Source organism: Vreelandella arcis, from assembly GCF_900103865.1.
In the GTDB taxonomy this organism is placed as follows: domain Bacteria; phylum Pseudomonadota; class Gammaproteobacteria; order Pseudomonadales; family Halomonadaceae; genus Vreelandella; species Vreelandella arcis.
This window is the reverse complement of the sequence record NZ_FNII01000001.1, coordinates 281,751-302,997: the sequence shown is the minus strand read 5'-3', so window position 1 is coordinate 302,997 and position 21,247 is coordinate 281,751. Positions and strand designations below refer to the sequence as shown.

Here is a 21,247-nt window from a genome sequence, read left to right as displayed (position 1 = left end):
TTGGTGATCAGAAAAGGGAAGATAGCGTGCTCCTTGCCGCACCGCGCTTAACGGCGCAGCAAGGTAGTAGTGTTATTCTGCAAGTGCCGCTTCGGCTTCTTCTGCTGCGGTGCTGCCACCGCACGAGCCGTTAACGACGTTAAAGTTGCCGCACTCCATGGGCTTGCGCCAATCGGCAATCAGGTCACGCGAACCCGGCAGGTAGTCCGACCAGGCATCGCCCGCCACGGTAGACGGCGTTTGCCAGACGATATCGAATTGGCCGTTGTCCTGAATCTCGCCAATTAGCACCGGCTTGGTGATGTGGTGATTGGGCATCATCGCCGCATAGCCGCCGGAAAGGTTGGGTACCGTCACGCCGATAATCGCGTCTTTGACCGTATCGACGTCGGTAGTGCCCGCTTTGCGCACCGCTTCGGCCCACATATTGAAGCCAATGTAGTGCGCTTCCATGGGATCGTTGGTGACCGCCATATCGTCGCCGGTGTACTCAATCCAGGCGTCGATAAAGTCGTAGTTGGCGTCCGTATCAACGCTCATGAAGTAGTTCCAGGCGGCCAGGTGGCCAACCAGCGGGCCGGTATCGATACCAGTAAGCTCTTGTTCGCCCACCGAGAAAGCAATAACCGGAATATCGGCCGCGTCGATGCCCTGGTTGGAAAGCTCGGTATAAAACGGCACGTTGGCGTCGCCGTTCACCGTTGAGATCACCGCGGTGGGTTTGCCCTCTTCGCCGAAGCGACGTATTTCGGCCACGATGTTCTGCCAATCCGAGTGACCGAACGGCGTATAGTTGACCATGATGTCCTCGTCGGCAATGCCATGCTCATCTTTGAGGAAGGCTTCGAGGATGCGATTGGTGGTGCGCGGGTAAACGTAATCGGTACCCACCAGGGCGAAGCGCTCGATACCCACTTGATTGATCAGATACTCAACCGCAGGAATGGCTTGCTGGTTAGGTGCCGCGCCGGTATAGAAGACGTTTTCCGAGGACTCTTCGCCTTCATACTGCACCGGGTAGAACAGCAAGCCGTTTAGCTCCTCTACAACCGGCAGCACGGATTTACGCGAAACCGAGGTCCAGTTACCGAAAATCACGTCGACTTCCTCTTGGTCGAGCAGTTCACGAGCGCGCTCGGCAAACAGCGGCCAGTCGGAAGCAGGGTCTACCACGACGGCCTCTAGCTCGCGACCCAGCAAACCACCGGCTTCGTTCTGCTGTTCGATGAGCATCTCGACGGTATCTTTGAGGACGGTCTCACTGATCGCCATGGTGCCGGAGAGGGAGTGCAGGATACCGACCTTGATCGGATCCTCTTCCTGGGCGATGGCTTGAGCGCTGGCCCCCATCCCGGCGGCGCTAAGTAAGGCGCTGGTGAAAAGTCGAGCGGTGTTTGGGTGTGTCTTGCGTAGGAAAGTGGTCACTTGAATCTCCTTGCACCCCTTATGCTGGGGGCTCGTTTATTGGCCTCGTATGCCAAGCGCTAAGCGCTGGTACACGTCCACTAGCAAGGAGTATTTGCAAAGGCTGCGCCAAATTGACACATAACCAACTTAAGAACGCACAATCAGTTACTTAAAATAATTCTAAAAAGCCTAAAATCATCCAAATGCACTAAAAAGGCGCAAATCCATCCTGCGACTGCACCCTCACCATGCATCCACGCCGTTGAGCGCACCACCAACGCGCAGTGGCGCTTTCAGGCACATTACTCATACAAAAAAACAGGGCGCCGACTTTCGTCGACGCCCCGTTTTTCAGGATTGAACGCGTTATATATCAATCGCTTCCTGGTGTGCCTTCTTCAATCGGATTTTGCATCCGACGGCGCAGCAGGGGGCCGATGATATACGGCAAGATCAAGCCTAGCCCCGCGAAGACCCACAGGCCAATGGCCAAGCCGCTGTCCCACAGAATCATCCAGTCTCCATCGGAGATATCCATGGCATGGCGCAGGTTTTTCTCCATCTCGGGCCCTAACAACAGGCCAAGAATCACCGGCACCAGCGGAATCTCCAGCTTGCGCAGTATGTAACCGCCCACCCCGAAAGCCACCATGAAGTAGAGGTCGAAGGTGGTGTTACTGATTGAGTAGATACCCACGAAGGCGATCATGGTGACGATCGGCAACAGGAACATCGGTGGCACGGAAAGCAGCTTGACGAAGATGCCCACCAGCGGGATGTTGAGGATCAGCAACAAGAAGTTACCGATCAACAGCGCCGCAATGACGCCCCAAACGATGTCGGCGTTCTGGGTAAACATCAACGGCCCCGGGGTGATGTTGAGCGAGATCAACAGCGCCAACAGCACCGCTGTGGTACCGCTACCCGGCACGCCCAGGGTCAGCATGGGCACCAGCGCACCGCTGGAGGCGCCGTTGTTGCCCGCCTCGGGGCCGGCCACACCGCGTGGGTCACCCTTGCCGAAATAGCCCTTCTTGCCGACGACCTTCTTCTCCAGGGTGTAGCCGATAAAGCTACCCAGCGACGCGCCAGCGCCCGGCAAGACACCCGCGATGAAACCCAGCACCCCGCCACGCAGGCTCGAGGGCAGAATCTCGCGGATTTCCCGCCAGGTAAGCGTGAGCTTGTTGACCTTCATCTTCTCCTTGCCGCCACCGGCTCGCTCCTCGATGAAGAACATCAGCTCGGAAATGGCAAACAGACCGACGATAGCGATAATGAAGTCTACGCCTTCAAAGAGCTCAAGCACGCCAAAGGTGTAGCGCTGCACCCCGGTATTGTCGATCCCAACCGTGGCGATCATCAGGCCGATACAGGCGGCGACCACCGTTTTGATGGGGTTCTTGCCGGTGATGCCGCCCAAGGTGGCAAACGCTAGCAAGAAGAGCGCGAAATATTCCGCCGGGCCGAACGTCAGGGCGAATTTAGCCAGCAGCGGTGCCAGCAAAATCAAGCCCACGGTGGCCACCAGACTACCGATGAAGGAAGCGATGGCAGAGATAGCCAGCGCTTCGGCCGCCTTGCCCTTCTGGGCCATTGGGTAGCCGTCGAGACAGGTCATCATGGCCGGTTCATCGCCGGGAATATTGAGCAATATCGACGAAATACGCCCGCCGTACATGGCACCGGCATACACCGAGGTCAGCATGATCAGGGCGGTTTCCGGGGCGAGCCCCAGGCTGAACGCCAACGGGATCAAAATAGCCACGCCGTTGGCCGGGCCTAACCCAGGCAAGGCGCCGATCAAGGTGCCGAGAAAAGCCCCCAATAGGGCAAACATCAGGTTATGGGGCTGCAGCGCAACGCCGAAACCATCCATCAGGTAACCTAGAGTTTCCATCAGTTCACCTCCAGGAATGACAGCAGACCCAGCGGCAAGGCGAGATCCAGCGCAAAGCTAAACAGGAAGTACACCACCACCCCGGAGACGGCCCCGGTGATATAGGCGTTGGCCGGGCGCGAGCCCATGCGCCAGCAAAGCGTTCCCACGGCAAGCGTGGTGCTGATAATAAAACCCAGCGGCTGAAGCAGCATGGCGTAGAGAATCAACACCACGACAGCGATAATCAGCTCGATACCCGTACGGCTCCAGGGCCAGGCATGGTCAGGATCAGGCCGAACGATCATATACAGGCTGGAAATGATCAGTACCACGGCCAACAACTTGGGAAAAGTGTCGGGGCCGACGGCCTCGGCCCCACCAAACGGCTCCGGGAACTGAGTGGCGCCCCAGCCGTACGCGACGGCCAGGACGATCATCAAGACCCCAAAGATGCGGTCGTTGAAAGTCATTACTGAATCAATCCAATATCTTTAGAAAGCTGCTCGATGTCATCGATCTGGTTGTGAACGAAGTCTTCGAACTCACCGGCGGTCATGTGGAAAGGCATCAAGCCGTTCTGTTTCATGACATTCTTCCATTCTTCGCTCTGGTAGATGGTGTCCATGGCATCGGTCCAATACGTCTCAGCCTCTTCGGAGATATCCGCCGGCATGTAAAAACCGCGCCAGTTGGGGCCCAGTGCGTCGATGCCCTGCTCACGGGCGGTGGGGATGTCAGACAGATCGCCGGGCAGACGCTCCTCGGAGAGCACGGCCAGGACGCGCAGGTCGCCGGATTCCATAAACCCTTGCGCTTCGGTGATATCGCCGGTGAAGGCATCAACGTGCCCACCGATCACCTGAGTCAGTGCTTCGCCGCCATTGTTGTACGACAGGTACGCAATGCGCGGAAGATTCTCGACGTCAGCTGCCTGAGCGGCAATCAACACTTTCAGATGATCCCAACCGCCTTTGGCACTACCGCCGGCAAACTTAACGCTGCGCGGGTCTTCTTTGAGCGAATCCATCAGATCGTTGAGGTCTTCGATCTCGGAGTCATCGGCCACGGCGATAATGCCGTAATCCGCGCCCAACGCACCGACCCAGTTGACCTGATCAGCGGTCAACCCCGGGAACTGCCCTTGAGCCAGGCGCGTGGTGGTAGCGGTGGACGCTGCCACCAGCAGATGGTCGTCACCGGCGCGCTTGCTCACGGTATGCGCATACGCCACACCACCGCCGGCACCGGCCATATTGATGGTCTGCACATTACCGGGTACTAAATCGAGCTCCTGCATGACGTTACCCACGCTGCGGCAGGTAAAGTCCCAACCGCCGCCTGGGTCGGACGGCGCAATACACTCAACCTTACCTTCGGGTTCGAAAGCAGCGGCGGTGCTGGAAAAGGTGGCAGCGGCAGCTAGCGGAAGGGCCAGCAGGGTTACGTACTTCAAGGAAGGCTTGAGAGTCATAGCGTTCTCCACGTTTCAATCTGTTTTTGTAGTGATGCGTGTTGTGATGATGCGTATTGTGGTGATGCATCGTGCTTCACGCTGCGAACGTTAGAAGAAGGCAGACCCTAGCGACAAGCTTGTGAACATAAAGCACAAAAAGAGCATTTTGGGCATTTTGTTCATTGTGTTCACGGCGGCGTTCTCAAGGGCTTTTCGAGCACTGTTTCAAGGGTTTTATCGGGGTTTTAAAGCGCCTCAAAGGCCTTCCAGCCAGCCGTTGGTATCCGTCCGCAAACGATAACGTCGTTCGGGCCTACCTATATCACCGTAGCCCAATTCCGCGTCGACCACTTGCACCGATACCAAATATTCTAAATAGCGCCGCGCCGTGGAACGGCTTGCCCCCATAGCCCGCGCCACCTGAGTGGCGGCCAGCGGCTGGTGGGATTGCTTGAGCGCTTCTGCCACCGAACGTAATGTCAGACGGTCAATGCCTTTCGGCAGGCTGCGCCCGCTGGCCGTCGTGGTTTCCGCTGGCTGCGAGCGGGCCAACACTTGGTCAAGCTCGGCCTGATTCATTTCATTACGGCACGCCAGCGCTGCCCGCTCACGGCGAAAACGCGCCAGCATTTGCTGCATACGACTGGCTTCGATGGGTTTGATAAGGTAGTCGAACACGCCCCCACGCAGCGCCTCGCTGATGGTGTCCACTTCGCGGGCGGCCGTTACCATGACAATATCCACCTGAACGTAATCGCGACGCAGCGCCCAGAGCAGTTCCAGCCCTTCTACATCGGGCAGGTAAGCATCCAGCAATACCAACTGAATGTGGGATGCATGGAGCGCCATTTGCTCGCGCGCTTCTGCACCGTTGCGGGCAACCGCGACCACATTAAATCCCTCGCTCTGCTCAATAAAAGCGCGGTGGATATCGGCAATGCGAAAATCGTCTTCCACTACCAAAATACCGTACTCGTTCGCCGACATAGCGCTCCCTTTTACCGCGACAATCGTCATTGTTAATGTTAGTGAATCAGCGGAGCGTTAGTTTACCACGGGCGATGACGCGTCTACGTTGGCGCACAGCGAACGGTTCAACACGGCAATAAAGCAGGCTCCCCCCAACTCACTGTCTTCCAACGTGACGGTGCCGCCATGCTGTCGACATAGCCGCGCCACCAGCGCCAGGCCAATACCCTGATGCTGGCCGGCTTTAGTTGAGAAGCCTTCGCTGAAAATCGACTCAACATGCTCAGGGGCCACACCGGGCCCGTTATCTTCGACCTCAATGAGCAACTGCTCGCCTAAATCGGTGAAAAACAACCGCACGCGCGGCGGGTCGTTCTGCCCGTGCAAAGCGGCGTAGCAGGCGTTATCCAGCAGGTTGCCCACCACGCTCATCATAACCTCTTGGCCCGTCGGTGTTAGCTGGCAGGAGAGCGAACTTTGCTCGTCGATTTCCAGCGTCACCCCCAGCTCGCGGGCACGGGTCAGTTTGCCCATAAGCGTGCCGCTGAGCACCGTATCGGCCACGCTGCGCATCAAAAAGCTCATCTGCGCCTGAGCGCGCTCGGTTTCTTGGTGAATCAGCGCCAACGCTTCATCGACGCGCTTGAGCTGTAGTAAACCTGAAATGGTATACAGCTTATTGGAAAACTCGTGCGCCTGGGCTCGCAGCATATCCACATCGCGGCTGGCCTGGGTCAGCGCATGAGAAAGATCGACAATCTCCCGACGGCTGCGGAAGGTGGCCACCGCCCCCTCAATCTCGCCCTCGTGCAAAATCGGCACTCGGTTCACTACCACCGGATGATCGCCTAACCACATTGCCTGATCGAACTCCTGCTCGCCCCGGCGGAGCACCTCCAGTAACCGTGAATTAGGCACGACCTCGCGGATGGGCTGGCCCAGCAGCACGTGTTCATCGTCCAAATTAAGGAAGCGCCGCGCTTGCTGATTGACCAAGGTAATATGGCCTTCACGGTTAACCGCCAGAATACCCTCGTGAATCGATTGTAGGATGGCCTCCTTCTCCATGGCCAGCCGGGCAATTTCATAGGGTTCCAGGCCTAAAATGACCTTTTTGAGGTGCTGCGACAGCCAGTAGGCGCCGGCAAATCCCAGCACGATCATCAACGCGACTAACGTCCAACCCAGGCTGTTATAACGCGCGATATCCATCGCGACGCGATCCAGCATAAACCCGACTGAGACAATGCCGATGATGTTGCCTGCCTCATCGCGCACCGGCGTTTTGCCACGCATCGCGGAGCCCAAGGTACCGGTCGCCTCGGACACATACGATTCACCGTCTTGAAGCGCCCGCGCGTTATCCCCACCCACCATGGTGAGTCCAATGCGCTCTGCGACTGGATGGGAATAGCGCACGCCCAACGTATTGCCCACCACCACGTAACGCGCGCCGGTTTCACGGCGCACGCGCTCGGCAAGCGGCTGAATGACGCTGGCGGGATTATCGTCGTCAAAGGCGTCAATGAGCTCGGGCATTGAAGCCACGGTCTTGGCCACTGCCAAGGCCCGCTCGCCCATTTGCATGCTGATAATTTCAGCTTTACGGTAATTCAGGTAAGTACCCTGGGCCAGTAGCATGCCCGCCAGCAGCAGCCCCACCAGCACCATGACCTGAAGGCGAAAACTGCGCTTGTACCAGCGCCGCCGTGTTCGGAGGCGGCGCCAGCGCTGCAGTTCGGCTAACGTTTTGGGGCGAGGGGTGGGCATAGCGGTACTCACAAGCGGTAACGAGCCCATTATGGCACGCAGACGCAGAGGGCGTTAAACTTCGCCGCTTGAGAGTGCTTGGCCGCCACTCGGACTTGCGCAATCCAATCATGGAGAACGGTATGCTAGCGAAAGAATGGCCAGTCAGGGGCGCCATCGTTATCGGTGCCCTATGGGCCGCGCCTGCCGTCGCCAGCCCCTTTTACGCCCCGCCGCCGCCTGCCGAGGACACACCTATGTTCAGCGGCGACATAGAATTCGGCTATAACCGACTAACCGGCAATACCAACAGTGAAACGCTAATTAGCAAAGCGCGGTTGCAGTGGCTAACCGGCAACGTCACCCACTCACTGCGTAGTGACGTGCGCCACGTGAGTAAAGAGGGCGATACCAGCACCGAACAATACCTCATCGCAGGCCGCGAAAGGTACGACTTTAGCGGTCCCCACTATTTGTTTGGCTTTGCGCGCTGGGAGAAGGATCGCTTTGCCGGCTACGATCAACAGCTCACCGCGATTGGTGGCTACGGCCGGCAGCTATTGGACAATGACCGCCACACGCTATCGCTAGAAGCGGGGCCTGGTTACCGCGATGACCGACTGCGCGAACATGGCGACGAACAGCTAGGGGTCGCCTACACGGCGTTTGATTATCACTGGTCGTTTTCCGACTATGCCGATATTCGTCAGGAGGTGTCGCTGGAATATACCCGCCAAAACGTGACTTCCCGCTCGCTGACGGCATTAACTGCGCCGCTCAACGCCAAGCTGTCACTGCGTCTCTCCCATGAGCTCAAACACAACTCCGAGCCGCCCCAAGACGCTGAAAAAAACAGCGACACCACCACTAGCGCCTCTGTGCTGTACCACTGGTAGCGCCGCTTAACGCCCTTGCCCACGGTGAGCCTGCGCTCATCATCCAATAGCTAATGCCCTGATTAGACGTTGGTCTATGAAAACGTTACAATAGACCCAGTTTCCTGTCCTAGCGCCATTCCAAGAATGGCGCTTTTTTTTGCGCTCACTTTGCAACGTGGCGGGCTGCTATTTTTGGTAGACCTTAGCCCAACCCCAAACGGATCCTCATGACACAATCAACTCAAGACGCGGTACCGCGCCAAAGCGGCGCGCGCGCCCTCGGCGACCCTATCGTACTGTTGCTCAGCATCGGCTTTATTGTGGCCTTTATTGGTCTATCGTTTTACGACGTTGACCTCGTGGCCAACAGCATCAGCACCGGCTTCGCCTGGACGGCGCGGGTGTTCGGCACTTACTTTCAACTGCTATTGCTCGCAACTTTCTTCATCGCCACTGGCTTGGCCTTTACGCCCGCCGCCAATGCCAAAATCGGCAACCTCGACGCGCCCGAGATGAGCACCTTCAAATGGCTGTCGATTATTTTGTGCACCTTACTGGCCGGTGGCGGGGTGTTTTTTGCCGCCGGCGAGCCGGTCTATCATTTCGTGGTCACACCACCCGCATTCGACAGCGAAGCGGGCACCCCCGAGGCCGTCGCCAATGCACTGGCCCAGTCGTTTAATCACTGGGGCTTTTTAGCCTGGGCAGTGCTAGGTTCTTTGTCGGCGATTGTGCTGGCCCATGCCCACTACGTGAAAGGCCAACCGCTTCAGCCCCGCACACTGCTCTACCCAGTGCTCGGCGAGCGCCTTCTGCGTGGGCCGTTAGGCAGCGTGATTGATGCGTGCTGCGTTATTGCCCTGGTGGCCGGCACAGTGGGCCCGATCGGCTTTCTCGCGACCCAGGTCAGCTTTGGTTTGCACGAACTGTTTGGCTTGCCGGAGGGCTATACCGGCCAGTTGATCATTCTCGCGGCGCTGGGCAGCATCTATGTGCTGTCGTCCATGAGCGGCATCCACAAAGGCATTCAATTACTCAGTCGGTTTAACGTCTTACTCGCTCTAACGATTGGCGCGGTGATCTTTATTTTCGGCCCGACCCTGTTTCTCGCCAACAGCTATATGGCCGGTATGGGCACCTACGTGAGCGAGTTCTTCACCATGGCCACCACCACGGCGGACACCGCGCCCGATTGGTGGATGCAGTGGTGGACGGTGTTCTTCTTTGCCTGGTTTATCGGCTACGCGCCGTTGATGGCGATTTTTGTGGCGCGCATTTCACGCGGCCGCACCATTCGCCAGATGATTGTCGCCGTTGCCGTGCTGGCGCCAATCGCCACCTCGGTTTGGTTTACTCTGCTGGGTGGCTCGGGGATTTATTACCAGTTGACCGGTGCCATTGAACTGACCGAAGCGCTCAATAACTTTCAGTTTGACGTCGCGACATTAACCGTGGCCCAGGCGCTGCCCGGCGGGATCTGGATGGCCTTTGCGATTTTATTGTTAACCACCATTTTCGTGGCCACCACCGGTGACTCGATGAGCTACGCGATTGCCGTGGTAGGTGCCGGTCACGATGACCCCAGCCCGTACGTTCGCGCGTTCTGGGGTATCGCCATGGCGCTGATGGCAGCCGTCCTACTGAACATGGGCGCCGGCCAAATAAGCGCCCTACAGCAGTTTATCGTGATTACCGCTATTCCGGTCTCGTTGATCCTGCTGCCCACGCTTTGGAACGGGCCTAAGGCAGCGTATGCCATGGCCCGGGATCAGGGCATTATCAAGTAGTCACTTAGCGTCCTTCCAGCAGCCGCAGAATCAGCTGTGGCTGCTGATTGGCCTGGGCCAACATCGCGATGCCTGCCTGCTGGAGGATTTGCGCGCGAACAAGGTTGGAAACTTCCTTCGCGTAATCGGCGTCCTGAATACGCGACTGGGCGGCGGAGGTGTTAATAATGTTGTTATTGAGGCCATCAATAACGCTTTCGAAGCGATTCTGCACCGCGCCTAAATAGCTGCGCTGGCGATCCAACCGCTTAATCGCCTCATCCATAATATCGATGGGTTTTACCGACCCAGTGCCATCGTCCAATACGCTCAAGCCCTCAAGACCCAATGCCTGTAAATTCATGGCGTCAAAACGCACCGCAATGCTGTCGCCAGCATTAGCGCCCACCTGAATATTGAGCGATTTATCGCTGTTGATTAGCCCAATGCCGTTGAAGTTACTCTGCACTGCAACGCGGTCAATTTCTTCTAACCGCTGATCAATCTCGGCTTGAATAGAGACAAGGTCATTAGAGGAATTGGTGCCGTTAGCCGCTTGGACACTCAGCTCACGGATGCGCTGCAGGTTGTCGTTAATTTGGTCGAGCGAGCCTTCCGCCGTTTGCACCATGGAGATGCCATCATTGGTGTTGCGGATCGCCTGGTTCATACCACGAATCTGCGCGCCCATTCGATTGGCAATCGCCTGCCCTGCCGGATCATCTTTGGCGCTATTAATACGCAGGCCGGACGACAACCGCTGCATAGCCGTTTGCATCGACTGCTGGCTTTCGCGCAGATTGTTTATCACCAGTAACGACGTCAGGTTGGTCGCAAGGCTGATCACGGGGATTCCTCATAGGGCTGCCTTCAAGCGGAGGCGTTTGAAATAGCCCGCTGGGCAGATAATTACTTATCGGCCAAAACCCAAAATAATCAAGTTTTAAGTTGAGAACAGCGCTGAGGATCCCGTGAAACGGCAGGCAGGCAGGCGGTTAGGAGGAATCCCGTCCGGTCGCTGCAAGTAGTTCATCCACCGGCACGCGGACGTAATCTTGCTGGAGATACCCTTCGTCGACCAGTTCACCGTCCCAGGCGACTATGTCGAGATCCATGGTACGCGGTCCGGATTTAATCGGCCCTCGCACCCGCCCCAGCCGATCTTCAACGCCCTTTAGGTAGTCGCGAAAGTCGCTCATGTCTAGGCGCGTACGCACCAGCAGCGCCGCATTGAGAAAATTCGGCTGCTCCTGGTAACCCACTGGTGTGGTGATGATCTCACGGGAGCGACTCACCAGCTCGCATTCCCGGCTAAGTATGTTCAGCGCCTCGGCTGCGTGTCGCTCGGGGTCAATGTTTGACCCCAGCGAAATCACGCATTCGTGCAGCGAGGTAGTCGGTTGAGGATATAAACGTGGCAAAGGCATGGCTATCTATCCTTGAACGAAGCGCCGGAGTTCGCTCTAGCCTAGCGCCCCGATCCTTTTGTGCAAGTGCTGTACAATTTATTGACAAACGCTGCCCTCACGCAGACAGTCGTTGTCATTCTATACAATCCAAGCACCCTATCACGATGAGGATCGTTCAATGAGCACACCGGCAGCATTGGTTACCGGCGGCGCCACCCGGCTTGGGCGTCATTTTGCGGAATCGTTGGCCGCTGCGGGCTATGATATCGCGCTACACGTTAACCGCTCCCGCGATGAAGCAGAGCTGGTCGCCGAGGGCATCCGCGCTCAGGGTCGAGCGTGTGAGCTGTTTGCCTGCGACTTTCTGCAAGACGATGTTGGTCAGTTGATTGAGCAGGTAAGCCAACGCTTTCCCAACGTGAGCGTTTTGCTCAACAGCGCATCGGCCTACGAACCCGCGCCGCTTGCCGAAACCGATCTCGCCATGTTGGAAACCCAGTTCCGGGTGAATCTGTTTACCCCTCTGCTGTTAACCCGGCACTTTGCCAATGCAGTCGACACGGGCCAAGTCATCAACATCATCGATAACAAAGTGGCCTATCACCAATACCCGTACGCGGCCTATTTGTTGTCCAAAAAGAGCCTGGCGGAAATGACCCGCATGGCGGCGTTGGAATTTGCCCCGCGCATCCGAGTCAACGGCATTGCCCCCGGTGTCGTGCTGCCTGCGTCTCAGCGCACCAGCGACTACATTGACTGGCGAATCGACGGCATTCCCGTCAACCATCAAGGCAAACCCGATCACTTGGTGCAGGCCTTACATTATCTGCTCAGCAACGATTTTGTTGCTGGGCAAATCCTGTTTGTCGACGGCGGCGAATCGATCAATCTTGTGGGCCGTCATTCAGAAAATTATCCCGGCTAAGCAACGCCCAAGCGAGTGCTCCCCATGCAAAAGGGGCTGCCCGAAGGCAGCCCCTTTGTTTTTCATAATGCCGCTTTTAGCGACCTTCAGGGGCGTCAACGTCATCCTGATCGGGCTTGAGATGATCCGAATCCGACGCTTGCTGCACATCCTCGTGGCTTGCCGTGTCCTGTTGCTTCTCGCTCGCGTCTCCCTTGGGCGCAGCGTCCTCGGCTTTCTGCTCGGCGGTAGACTCGATAACGCGTACGTTGGCCGGTGGCGCGCTGCCTTCCTTGTTTTCGCCGAAGTAGAGCGTGGTATGCGGGAAAGGTATTTCGATACCGGCTTCATCGAAGCGCAGCTTGACGAAACGGTTGTAGGCGCGGCCTACGGCCCACTGGTCGCCCGGCGTGGTCTTGATCACCACGCGGATATTCACCGAGCTATCCGCAAGCGCTACCACCCCTGCAACGGTAAGATCTTCCAGCAGCTTGTGGCCGTGTTCTTCGCTCGCTTTGAGATCCTCAAAGGCGACCTTGAGCTGCTCGATCGCTTCGTCGATGCTTTCATGGTAAGCGATACCGTACTCGCCCACGTGATTACCAAACTCACGCATGTAGTTGGACACCGTATCGACACTCGAGAACGGCACGATATGGTAGGTGCCGCTTAGGTCGCGAATGCCCACCGAACGAATACTGAGTTTTTCGGCGGTACCGGTGACGCCACCCACGGTGACAACGTCGCCGGTATTCATGGCGTTTTCCACCTGGATGAAGACGCCGGTGATGACATCCTGCACCAACTTTTGCGAGCCAAAACCAATCGCCAGGCCAAGTACACCGGCACCGGCAATCAGCGGGCCGATATTGATGCCGATCTCCGAGAGTACAATCATGCCGGTCATGGTCACCATGGCAATGGCCAAGGCGTTGCGGAACAGGCTAAGCAGGGTTTTGGCCCGGGCGGTAGGCTCGCCCACCCCGGTATCCGGATTGAGCTTGTGCTCGATCAAGCTGGCCAGCCCCAGCCATGCGCCGATCGCCACGATCAGGATGATAGCGACGCCGATTAACTTGCTTACCAAGCCAGCCCCAGCTTCAGAGGCGTACCAGGCGGCCAAGTCAAAGGCGCCCCAGGCATCCAGCACCACCATGATTACCGCCACCACGATCACCGTGCGCAAGATACGCAGCGCATTGGGCACGTAGCGGTTCAGGCGCTTCTCCAGCATCGGCAATTTGCGACGCATTTCAGGTGACAGCTGAATGCGACGGCCAATGGTTTGGGTGATAAACGTCGAGACCAATAGCCCCACGACCACCGCCGCCAGGGTTTTCAGCGTGGCAAATAACACAAACGGCAACGCATCGCCCGGGCGAACCAGCGTTAGCACAAAGACCATTAAGAAGTAGAACAGCGCAAAAAGATGCCAAGTGCGCGCGAATAGCTGTAGCGATACCCGGCTCGCGGTCAACGTTGAGCGAGCGCCCATGGTGTACAAATTGTCGCGCAGCCGCACGCGGTTTTTCAGCACCACCGCCACAGCATAAATAAATGCGAACAGCATGATCAGGGTACCTAACGCCTGACCTAACGCCGCCGACAAGTAGAAATTGACCAGCGGCACAACCACCATCAAACCGTAGCCGATCAAGCCGACCAAACGCGCTAGCCAGCGGTTCCAATACGACGCTTCGGGGGCCGACAGCGGCAATAGACGCAGCCCCTCATAACGCGAGGAAAACAGCATCCGCACGCCGGCTTTTAACAGTTCGATGATTAAGAAAGCATTCAGGAACAGCGAGGCACGGGTGGAAAGATCACCCGATTCGCCCACCGCAAAGGTTGCGACAAGATTACCGCCGACGTAGGCAAGTGCCACCAGAATCACATCGACCACCGCTGCAACGGCCACACAGACAATCAAGCGCAGCACGGGCGTCATGCCCGCTCCATGCTGTGACCAACCGCTTATTTTAGTGAACAGCGGCTTGGCCACGCGGCGAAACACAATAAACATCGCAAACGTGGCAGCAATCACGATACCCAAGTTAATCGCTGCGGTGACGAACGCCGGCATATCAAAGGTGCTCTCACCTCGACCGGTAAACAAGTCGCTCATCAACGATGCAACTTGCTCGAACTGGCCACCTACGTCATTGACGACCTGGCTCGTTAATTCGGCCAGTTGGCGAGGCAGCGACACGTCTGTAGGGGTAATATCGCTGCCTTGCGCAGCCTCTTGGGAAAGTTCTGAGTTGGCCGTAGCCGACTCGGAAACCTCCGAGGCTTGGCTGCGTAGCAAATCGATGAGTTCCTGGCGACTCTGCTCATTTTCCAGCAAATTCGCCAGGGATTCATATGTTTGCGGCTCAGCTGCTTGAGCCCCGTCAGTTTCAGCGCTGCTTTGCGCGAACGCAGGCGCGGCAAACAACGCAACCAGCGTTAACAGCCAAACGCCGAGCCAGGGTAATAAACGTAGTGGCGTCACACCGTAATCTCCGTTCTATGGTGAGTCGTCTTGTCGATCAAATAACGGCACGTATTAATGCAACCGGCAATCAACGCGTATCGACATGCAAGCATTGTATAAGGTACTTAGCCTAACATGACGAGGTAAAAAGGAAGGCAAGGCCGGTTTGTTATATAACAATTTTATACAACCATTAACTTATCGCGGCCATCGGGCCAGCGCCAAACAGCACGGATAAACCACTGCCCTCAGCAATAAGGGCCTAGCCAGGACTGCGCCAAGCTGAGTATCAGCGCGTAGCGCGCGCCCTTCGCCACCAGTATCCACGCAAGTGCGCGCCACCAAGGCAAGCGCAGCACCCCGGCCATCACAGTAAGCGGGTCACCGATAACCGGCAGCCAGGAAAGCAGCAGACTGGCTTCGCCAGCGCGGTGATACCAGCGCTCTGCACGAGCCAGTTGCTTGCCGGATGCCGGGAACCAGCGACGATCCTGAAAACGCCGTGCATAGCGGCCCAACGCCACATTAACCAAGCTACCCAAGGTGTTGCCGACGGTGGCGACGCCCCATAAGGCCAAGGCCGGTTGATCCAGGCACCATTGCCGCGCTAGCCATATTTCCGACCCGCCGGGCAACAACGTGGCGCTAAGCAGCGCCACCCAAAAAAGACTGAACATCAGGGCGAGCTAAGCTGCCCACCCAGTTGCAGGGTAATTTCATCGGCCACGCGACGAACCAGCGCGCCCAGCTCTAAAAGCCGCGGTTCGGGGATGCGCGCTACGGGGCCCGAGACCGAAATGGCCGCCAGGGGCTTGCCGTATTCGTCGTTGACGCAGGCCGCCACGCAGTGCAAGCCAATGGCGTGTTCTTCACGATCACAGGCAAAGCCTTGATCGCGGATACGCTGAATCTCACTGAGCAGGCTAGCGGGCTGGTAAAGGGTGTTCTCGGTTACCCGGGCCAGTTCGCCCCGCGCTAACAACTGGGCGCGGTCATCGTCGGGCATCCACGCCAACAAGGCCTTGCCCACACCTGAGGCGTGCAATGGGGCCCGCGAGCCGAGCCGAGTAATCATGCGCATCATCTGCGGCGACTCGTGCTGAGCAAGAAACACCGCCGTGTCGGCGTCGCGGATGCCCAGGTTGGCGGTTTCTCCTGTCTCGGCCGTTAGCCGACGCAGGAAGGGACGGCTGGTGGCCACCACGTCGCGGGCCTCAAGAAAGCTATTGCCGATGCGGAAGGTTTTGACGTCGATACGCCACAGGCCTTGCTCGTTCTCTTGGCTCACAAAGCCTTGGCTTTGCAGCGCCTGCAGCAAACGGTGGGTCGTTGAAGGTGCAAGATCGGCCATTTCAGCCAACGAGGATAGCGCCAAGCCCTCGGGACTACTGGCTAAGTATTCCAACAGATTTAAACCACGCACCAACGACTGGCTATGTCCGCCGCCTGCTTTAGCCGTACTGGCTGGACGACCGACACCCCTGCGCTTTACGTCACTCACCGCACTTTCTCCTCATGACGCTCCTAAAGACGCTCCCAAAAATGCTTTTCAAGACGACGCTTATGGAGGCGTAAATGGCAGCAGGATAACGCGCTTAGGCACCGCCTGTCGCGTTTGCGGAAACGAATTCCATCCGCGCATGAGCTCAAAAAAGGCGCTAACTTGACGCTGCTTTGCGCATATCGCGGCCCAGCGGATGGGGCTCACCGCGAGCTTTGGCTAAGTCAATCTGGCGTTGACGCTCGCGTGCAGCGGCGCGGGTTTTCTCGGGCAGTGTGTCGATGCAGTGCGGGCAACTGATGCCTGGTTCATAGGCAGAAGACGCCATGTCATCGGCGGAAATCGGCCGACGGCAGGCATGGCACTGCTCAAATTCGCCTTCGCTTAAATCGTGACGCACCGTGACGCGGTTATCGAACACGAAGCACTCGCCGCGCCACAGCGACTGCTCTTCGGGGACTTTCTCCAGGTAATTCAGCACGCCACCTTTGAGGTGATAGACCTCGTCAAAACCTTCCTTAAGCATAAAGCTGGAAGCTTTTTCGCAGCGGATGCCGCCGGTGCAGAACATTGCCACTTTTTTATGCTTTTCAGGGTCGTAATGCTCGCGCACGTACTCCGGGAATTCGCGGAAGGTGGTGGTTTTGGGGTCGACCGCGCCTTCAAAGCTGCCGATTTCCACTTCATAGTCATTGCGGGTGTCGATCACCAGCACTTCCGGGTCGGCAATGATGTCATTCCAGCTTTCCGGCTCGACGTAAGTGCCCACGGTGTCGTTGGGGTCGATGTCCGGCACCCCCAGCGTGACGATCTCTTTTTTCAGCTTCACCTTGGTACGGTAAAACGGCGGCTCGTCGCAGAACGACTCTTTATGGTCGATATCGGCGAGGCGGGGGTCGGCGGTCAGCCAGGCGAGCAGCCCATCAATGCCCTCGCGGGTGCCCGCTACCGTGCCGTTGATACCCTCTTTGGCCAGCAGCAAGGTGCCTTTCACGCCGTTATCCAGCATGGTCTGGCGCAGCGGCTCGCGCAGGGCTTCAAAGTCGTTCAGGGTGACGAACTTATATAGCGCCGCGACCACAATGCGCGGCGAAGAGGTGGGTACTGACATAACAAACTCCAGGTAGTCGCCCCCGTAAAAGGCGGACCAGGTTAATAAGCGGCCATATTTTAGCAAAAAGTTTGTCGCAAAGCGCGTACCACGCAAGGTGGTAATTTGATTCAAGTCACGATGCGACGAACCCGATACGTCGATTTATTCGATTTAATCATTGAGAAACCTTCACCCCCATACCACCGCTGCCCAGCGTATATTGAGCGGTATCGTTCATTACCGCTATTTTCGTTCGCTAACACTCGGGAGCATTACATGAAGATTCGCCGTGCCCTCGAGCGCGGCTACGCCGACCACGGCTGGCTGCGCTCTTACCATACGTTTTCGTTTGCCAATTACATGGACCCTAACCACATGGGCTTTCGCGCGCTGCGCGTGATCAATGAAGACCGCGTATCCGGCGGCCACGGCTTTGGCGCCCACCCCCACCGGGATATGGAGATTATTTCCTACGTGCTGGAAGGTGAAATGGAGCACAAGGACAACATGGGCAACGGCGAGGTCATGCGCCCAGGCGACGTGCAGCGCATGTCAGCGGGCACCGGGGTGCTGCACAGTGAGTTCAACCACTCCAAGGAAAACAGCCTGCACTTCCTGCAGATCTGGATCGAGCCTGCCCAGCGCGGCATTACTCCCAGCTACGAGCAAAAGAATTTTCCAATCGCCGAGCGCCAGGGCCAGTGGCGCCTAGTGGCCTCTCAAGCGGGCCGCGAAGGCTCCGTAAGCATCAATCAGGACGTTAACCTCTACGCGGGTCTGTTTAGCCCTGACGAACAAGTGGCAGCGCCGCCTTCGCGTTATGGCTGGCTGCACGTGGTCAATGGCACCATGGAGGTTAACGGCGAGACACTGAGCGCAGGCGACGCCGCGGCATTTACGCCGGAAGAGACCATTAACCTCACTGGCAAAGAGGCAGGCGAAGTGCTGCTATTCGACTTGGCCTAAACCGACAGGGATATTCCACGCAGTGCAAAACGGCCCCACGATGGGGCCGTTTTTGTTTCACGATTAACCTAGTGTGCGGATTTAGCTGTTATGCGCTGAATACAGCACGCGAATCTTCAGCGTGTGTTCTACCTTCTTCAAGGCTTCCAGCGCCTGAGGGCCGTAGGCCTTGTCGACGTCGATCACGACATAACCCACTTTATCGTTGGTTTGCAGGAACTGCGCCGAGATGTTGATGCCGTTTTCGGAAAGCACGCGGTTAATCTGCGAGAGCACGCCGGGCACGTTGTCGTGGATATGCAGCAAGCGATGCTTGTCTGGATGCGCCGGCAGCGCCACTTCGGGAAAGTTGACCGAAGTCACCGTGGTGCCGTTGTCCGAATAGGTGATCAGCTTTTCGGACACTTCGATGCCGATATTTTCCTGGGCTTCCAGGGTAGAGCCGCCGATGTGCGGCGTCAGAATTACGTTTTCCAGACCGCGCAACGGGCTTTCGAACTCTTCGCTATTGCCCTTGGGCTCGACGGGGAATACGTCAATCGCCGCCCCGTTGAGCTTGCCGGCTTTAATCGCCTCGGCTAACGGCTCGATTTTCACCACGCTGCCGCGGGAAGCATTGATGAAGATCGCCCCTGGCTTCATGGCAGCGATCTCTTTCTCGCCGACCATCCAGCGAGTGGACGCCAAATCGGGCACGTGCAGGCTGATGACGTCAGAGCGGCCAAGTAACTCTTCAAGACTACCGACTTGGTTGGCGTTGCCCATGCCTAGCTTGGTGATGACATCGTAATAAATAACGTTAAAGCCCAACGATTCGGCGAGCACCGACAGCTGCGCACCGATGCTGCCATAACCCACGATACCCAGGGTTTTGCCCCGCGCTTCGTGGGAATTTTTGGCCGACTTCAACCAACCGCCCTGGTGGGCGCGGGCATTTTTCTCAGGAATACCGCGCAGCAACATAATCGCTTCGGCGAGAACCAACTCCGCCACCGAGCGGGTGTTGGAGTAAGGCGCATTGAACACCGCGATGCCGCGCTTGAGGGCCGCATTGAGATCAACCTGATTGGTACCAATACAGAAACAGCCAACGCCCACCAGCTTTTCCGCCGCCTCGAACACGCGCTCGGTCAGTTGAGTACGGGAACGAATGCCGATGAAGTGCACGTCGCGGATCTTATCGATCAGCGCGTCTTCATCCAGCGATGTCGGCAGGTGCTCGATGTTTTCGTAGCCTGCGTTGTGAAAATTGTCCACCGCGCTTTGGTGGACGCCCTCGAGTAGCAGGATCTTGATCTTGCTCTTGTCCAGGGACGTTTTGGCCATGGCTGAATCAACCTCTATGGTCGGCGGCATGCGCCGTGTATTCGGTTCGTGGGAGGCTCGTAGGGTAGCACATCCGCCCCCGTACACGCCCTGCCCGCGTGATGAAAAGTCTGCGTTTACAAGATGAACGCGGCGCAAGTCGCCGTCTTTCCAAGGCAATGAGGGCAGACGCCACCCCCCAGCCTCGGTGTATACTGTGGGCCTGTTATTGACAGACACGGTTTGAAAATACGATTTGCAGGCACCCGCGCCCGCATCAGAGCGCCAGGACTAACAGCAGGCATTGCCCAATGAGCGACACGACACCCCCCGCACAAGATTTTGCCGCCACGGTCGAGCAACTCGAAACGCTCGTGGAACGCCTTGAGTCCGGCGAACTCTCATTGGAAGATGCACTGACGGCCTTCGAGCAAGGTGTCCGCCTAACCCGCGATGCTCAGCAGCGCCTGGATAGCGCCGAGTTAAAAGTGCGCGCCCTAAGCGAAGATAGCGAAGGCCGTTTGAACGTTGCGCCCTTTGCCGGCCCCGACAATCCCACGGACGATGCAGACGACAGCAAGGAGACGCCGCCATGGTAGCGACCCACGCCGCTGGACTGGCCACATTACGTGATGCCAGCAACGCCCGTGTCGACGCCACCCTATCCGCGCTGTTTGATACACGCACGGCCACTGAACCGCGTCTTGAAGCCGCGATGCGCCATGGCCTGTTGGTTGGCGGCAAACGGCTACGCCCGTTGCTGGTATATTTAGCCGGTCAGGCACTGGGGGCTCGCGACGAAGAGCTTGACGCGCCGGCGGCCGCCATCGAGTTGATTCATGCCTACTCGCTGATTCACGACGACTTGCCCGCCATGGATGACGACGACCTGCGCCGCGGCCAGCCCACCGTCCACAAGGCCTTCGACGAAGCCACCGCCATTCTCGCCGGTGATGCGCTGCAAGCGTTGGCCTTTGAAGTCTTGGCGCGCACGGCGCATCCACGGCTGGGCAGTTTGGTCACCACCCTGGCCACCGCCTCCGGCCGAGATGGTATGGTTGCCGGTCAGGCGCTGGATCTAGCCGCCGTTGGTGGCCACCCTAATGTTGACGCCCTGGCCCACATGCATGCCCATAAAACCGGCGCGCTGATTGTGGCGGCGGTTCGCTTGGGCGGATTGATCGCCGTTGACGAGCACGACCCGCGTTTAAAAGCGCTAATTCGCTACGCCCGCGCCATTGGGCTAGCCTTCCAGATTCATGACGATGTGCTCGACGTGACCGGCGACACCGACACGCTCGGCAAAACATCGGGCGCCGATGCCGCCCGCGCTAAGCCCACTTACCCCGGTTTACTGGGACTTGAGGGCGCACAACACAAAGCCCAGACGCTAATTGACGAGGCCATCGCCGCGCTTGCCCCGCTGGGCAAGAACGCGCAGCCATTGGCCGACCTTGCCCACTACATGATCGAGCGCGACCACTAGACA

The 21,247-nt window shown here is 57.7% G+C and carries 19 protein-coding genes; 6 read left to right on the top strand and 13 right to left on the bottom strand.

Annotation, left to right across the window (positions count from 1 at the left end; all coding sequences use genetic code 11):
- Positions 1–72: 72 nt before the first annotated feature.
- From urtA to BLR97_RS01440, 6 genes are all read right to left on the bottom strand, one after another.
- Complete coding sequence (urtA, locus tag BLR97_RS01465; RefSeq protein ID WP_089701754.1) at positions 73–1,425, bottom strand: urea ABC transporter substrate-binding protein; 1,353 nt, start codon at positions 1,423–1,425, stop codon at positions 73–75.
- Between the two features lie 355 nt (positions 1,426–1,780).
- On the bottom strand, positions 1,781–3,307 hold the full coding sequence (locus BLR97_RS01460; protein WP_089701752.1) for a tripartite tricarboxylate transporter permease: 1,527 nt from the start codon (positions 3,305–3,307) through the stop codon (positions 1,781–1,783).
- A complete protein-coding gene (locus BLR97_RS01455) occupies positions 3,307–3,759 on the bottom strand; it encodes a tripartite tricarboxylate transporter TctB family protein (RefSeq protein ID WP_089701749.1) in 453 nt (150 codons plus the stop codon). The genes BLR97_RS01460 and BLR97_RS01455 overlap by 1 nt, the downstream gene beginning before the upstream one ends.
- Positions 3,759–4,760, bottom strand: coding sequence for a Bug family tripartite tricarboxylate transporter substrate binding protein (locus BLR97_RS01450; protein ID WP_089701746.1), 1,002 nt, complete (start codon positions 4,758–4,760; stop codon positions 3,759–3,761). Before BLR97_RS01450 ends, BLR97_RS01455 begins: the two co-directional genes overlap by 1 nt.
- A gap of 237 nt (positions 4,761–4,997) precedes the next feature.
- The gene (locus BLR97_RS01445) at positions 4,998–5,729 is read right to left on the bottom strand and encodes a response regulator (protein ID WP_089701744.1); all 732 of its coding nucleotides are present in this window, start codon (positions 5,727–5,729) and stop codon (positions 4,998–5,000) included.
- Between the two features lie 57 nt (positions 5,730–5,786).
- Positions 5,787–7,481: an ATP-binding protein gene (locus BLR97_RS01440; RefSeq protein ID WP_089701740.1), complete on the bottom strand. Its 1,695-nt coding sequence runs from the start codon at positions 7,479–7,481 to the stop codon at positions 5,787–5,789.
- 122 nt (positions 7,482–7,603) lie between these two features.
- On the opposite strand from BLR97_RS01440, the gene BLR97_RS01435 reads away from it, so the two are divergent.
- Both BLR97_RS01435 and BLR97_RS01430 read left to right on the top strand, forming a co-directional pair.
- Complete coding sequence (locus tag BLR97_RS01435; RefSeq protein ID WP_089701738.1) at positions 7,604–8,356, top strand: DUF481 domain-containing protein; 753 nt, start codon at positions 7,604–7,606, stop codon at positions 8,354–8,356.
- A gap of 209 nt (positions 8,357–8,565) precedes the next feature.
- On the top strand, positions 8,566–10,125 hold the full coding sequence (locus tag BLR97_RS01430; RefSeq protein WP_089701736.1) for a BCCT family transporter: 1,560 nt from the start codon (positions 8,566–8,568) through the stop codon (positions 10,123–10,125).
- Positions 10,126–10,129: 4 nt separating this feature from the next.
- Here the strand turns inward: BLR97_RS01430 and BLR97_RS01425 are convergent, their stop codons facing one another.
- Both BLR97_RS01425 and folK read right to left on the bottom strand, forming a co-directional pair.
- Positions 10,130–10,951: a flagellin N-terminal helical domain-containing protein gene (locus BLR97_RS01425; RefSeq protein ID WP_089701734.1), complete on the bottom strand. Its 822-nt coding sequence runs from the start codon at positions 10,949–10,951 to the stop codon at positions 10,130–10,132.
- Positions 10,952–11,099: 148 nt separating this feature from the next.
- On the bottom strand, positions 11,100–11,531 hold the full coding sequence (gene folK, locus BLR97_RS01420; RefSeq protein ID WP_089701732.1) for a 2-amino-4-hydroxy-6-hydroxymethyldihydropteridine diphosphokinase: 432 nt from the start codon (positions 11,529–11,531) through the stop codon (positions 11,100–11,102).
- Between the two features lie 160 nt (positions 11,532–11,691).
- Here folK and BLR97_RS01415 point away from each other — a divergent pair, with 160 nt between their 5' ends.
- A complete protein-coding gene (locus BLR97_RS01415; RefSeq protein WP_089701730.1) occupies positions 11,692–12,438 on the top strand; it encodes an SDR family oxidoreductase in 747 nt (248 codons plus the stop codon).
- A 76-nt stretch (positions 12,439–12,514) separates the two neighbouring features.
- On the opposite strand, the gene ybiO is transcribed toward BLR97_RS01415, so the two are convergent.
- The 4 genes from ybiO to trhO all read right to left on the bottom strand — a co-directional run bounded on the left by ybiO (position 12,515) and on the right by trhO (position 17,505).
- Positions 12,515–14,911, bottom strand: a complete 2,397-nt coding sequence (gene ybiO / locus BLR97_RS01410; RefSeq protein WP_089701728.1) for a mechanosensitive channel protein — start codon at positions 14,909–14,911, stop codon at positions 12,515–12,517.
- A gap of 230 nt (positions 14,912–15,141) precedes the next feature.
- The gene (locus BLR97_RS01405) at positions 15,142–15,570 is read right to left on the bottom strand and encodes a YqaA family protein (RefSeq protein ID WP_089701726.1); all 429 of its coding nucleotides are present in this window, start codon (positions 15,568–15,570) and stop codon (positions 15,142–15,144) included.
- Positions 15,570–16,394, bottom strand: coding sequence for an IclR family transcriptional regulator domain-containing protein (locus tag BLR97_RS01400; protein WP_089701724.1), 825 nt, complete (start codon positions 16,392–16,394; stop codon positions 15,570–15,572). The genes BLR97_RS01405 and BLR97_RS01400 overlap by 1 nt, the downstream gene beginning before the upstream one ends.
- Before the next feature lie 157 nt (positions 16,395–16,551).
- Positions 16,552–17,505, bottom strand: a complete 954-nt coding sequence (gene trhO, locus BLR97_RS01395) for an oxygen-dependent tRNA uridine(34) hydroxylase TrhO (protein ID WP_089701951.1) — start codon at positions 17,503–17,505, stop codon at positions 16,552–16,554.
- Between the two features lie 258 nt (positions 17,506–17,763).
- Here trhO and BLR97_RS01390 point away from each other — a divergent pair, with 258 nt between their 5' ends.
- On the top strand, positions 17,764–18,453 hold the full coding sequence (locus BLR97_RS01390) for a pirin family protein (protein WP_089701722.1): 690 nt from the start codon (positions 17,764–17,766) through the stop codon (positions 18,451–18,453).
- A gap of 81 nt (positions 18,454–18,534) precedes the next feature.
- On the opposite strand, the gene serA is transcribed toward BLR97_RS01390, so the two are convergent.
- Positions 18,535–19,779 (bottom strand): phosphoglycerate dehydrogenase, encoded by a 1,245-nt coding sequence (gene serA, locus BLR97_RS01385; RefSeq protein ID WP_089701949.1) that lies wholly within the window; start codon positions 19,777–19,779, stop codon positions 18,535–18,537.
- Between the two features lie 290 nt (positions 19,780–20,069).
- Here serA and BLR97_RS01380 point away from each other — a divergent pair, with 290 nt between their 5' ends.
- Both BLR97_RS01380 and ispA read left to right on the top strand, forming a co-directional pair.
- Positions 20,070–20,357, top strand: a complete 288-nt coding sequence (locus tag BLR97_RS01380; RefSeq protein ID WP_089701720.1) for an exodeoxyribonuclease VII small subunit — start codon at positions 20,070–20,072, stop codon at positions 20,355–20,357.
- The gene (gene ispA / locus BLR97_RS01375) at positions 20,351–21,244 is read left to right on the top strand and encodes a (2E,6E)-farnesyl diphosphate synthase (RefSeq protein ID WP_089701718.1); all 894 of its coding nucleotides are present in this window, start codon (positions 20,351–20,353) and stop codon (positions 21,242–21,244) included. Before BLR97_RS01380 ends, ispA begins: the two co-directional genes overlap by 7 nt.
- Positions 21,245–21,247: the final 3 nt, after the last annotated feature.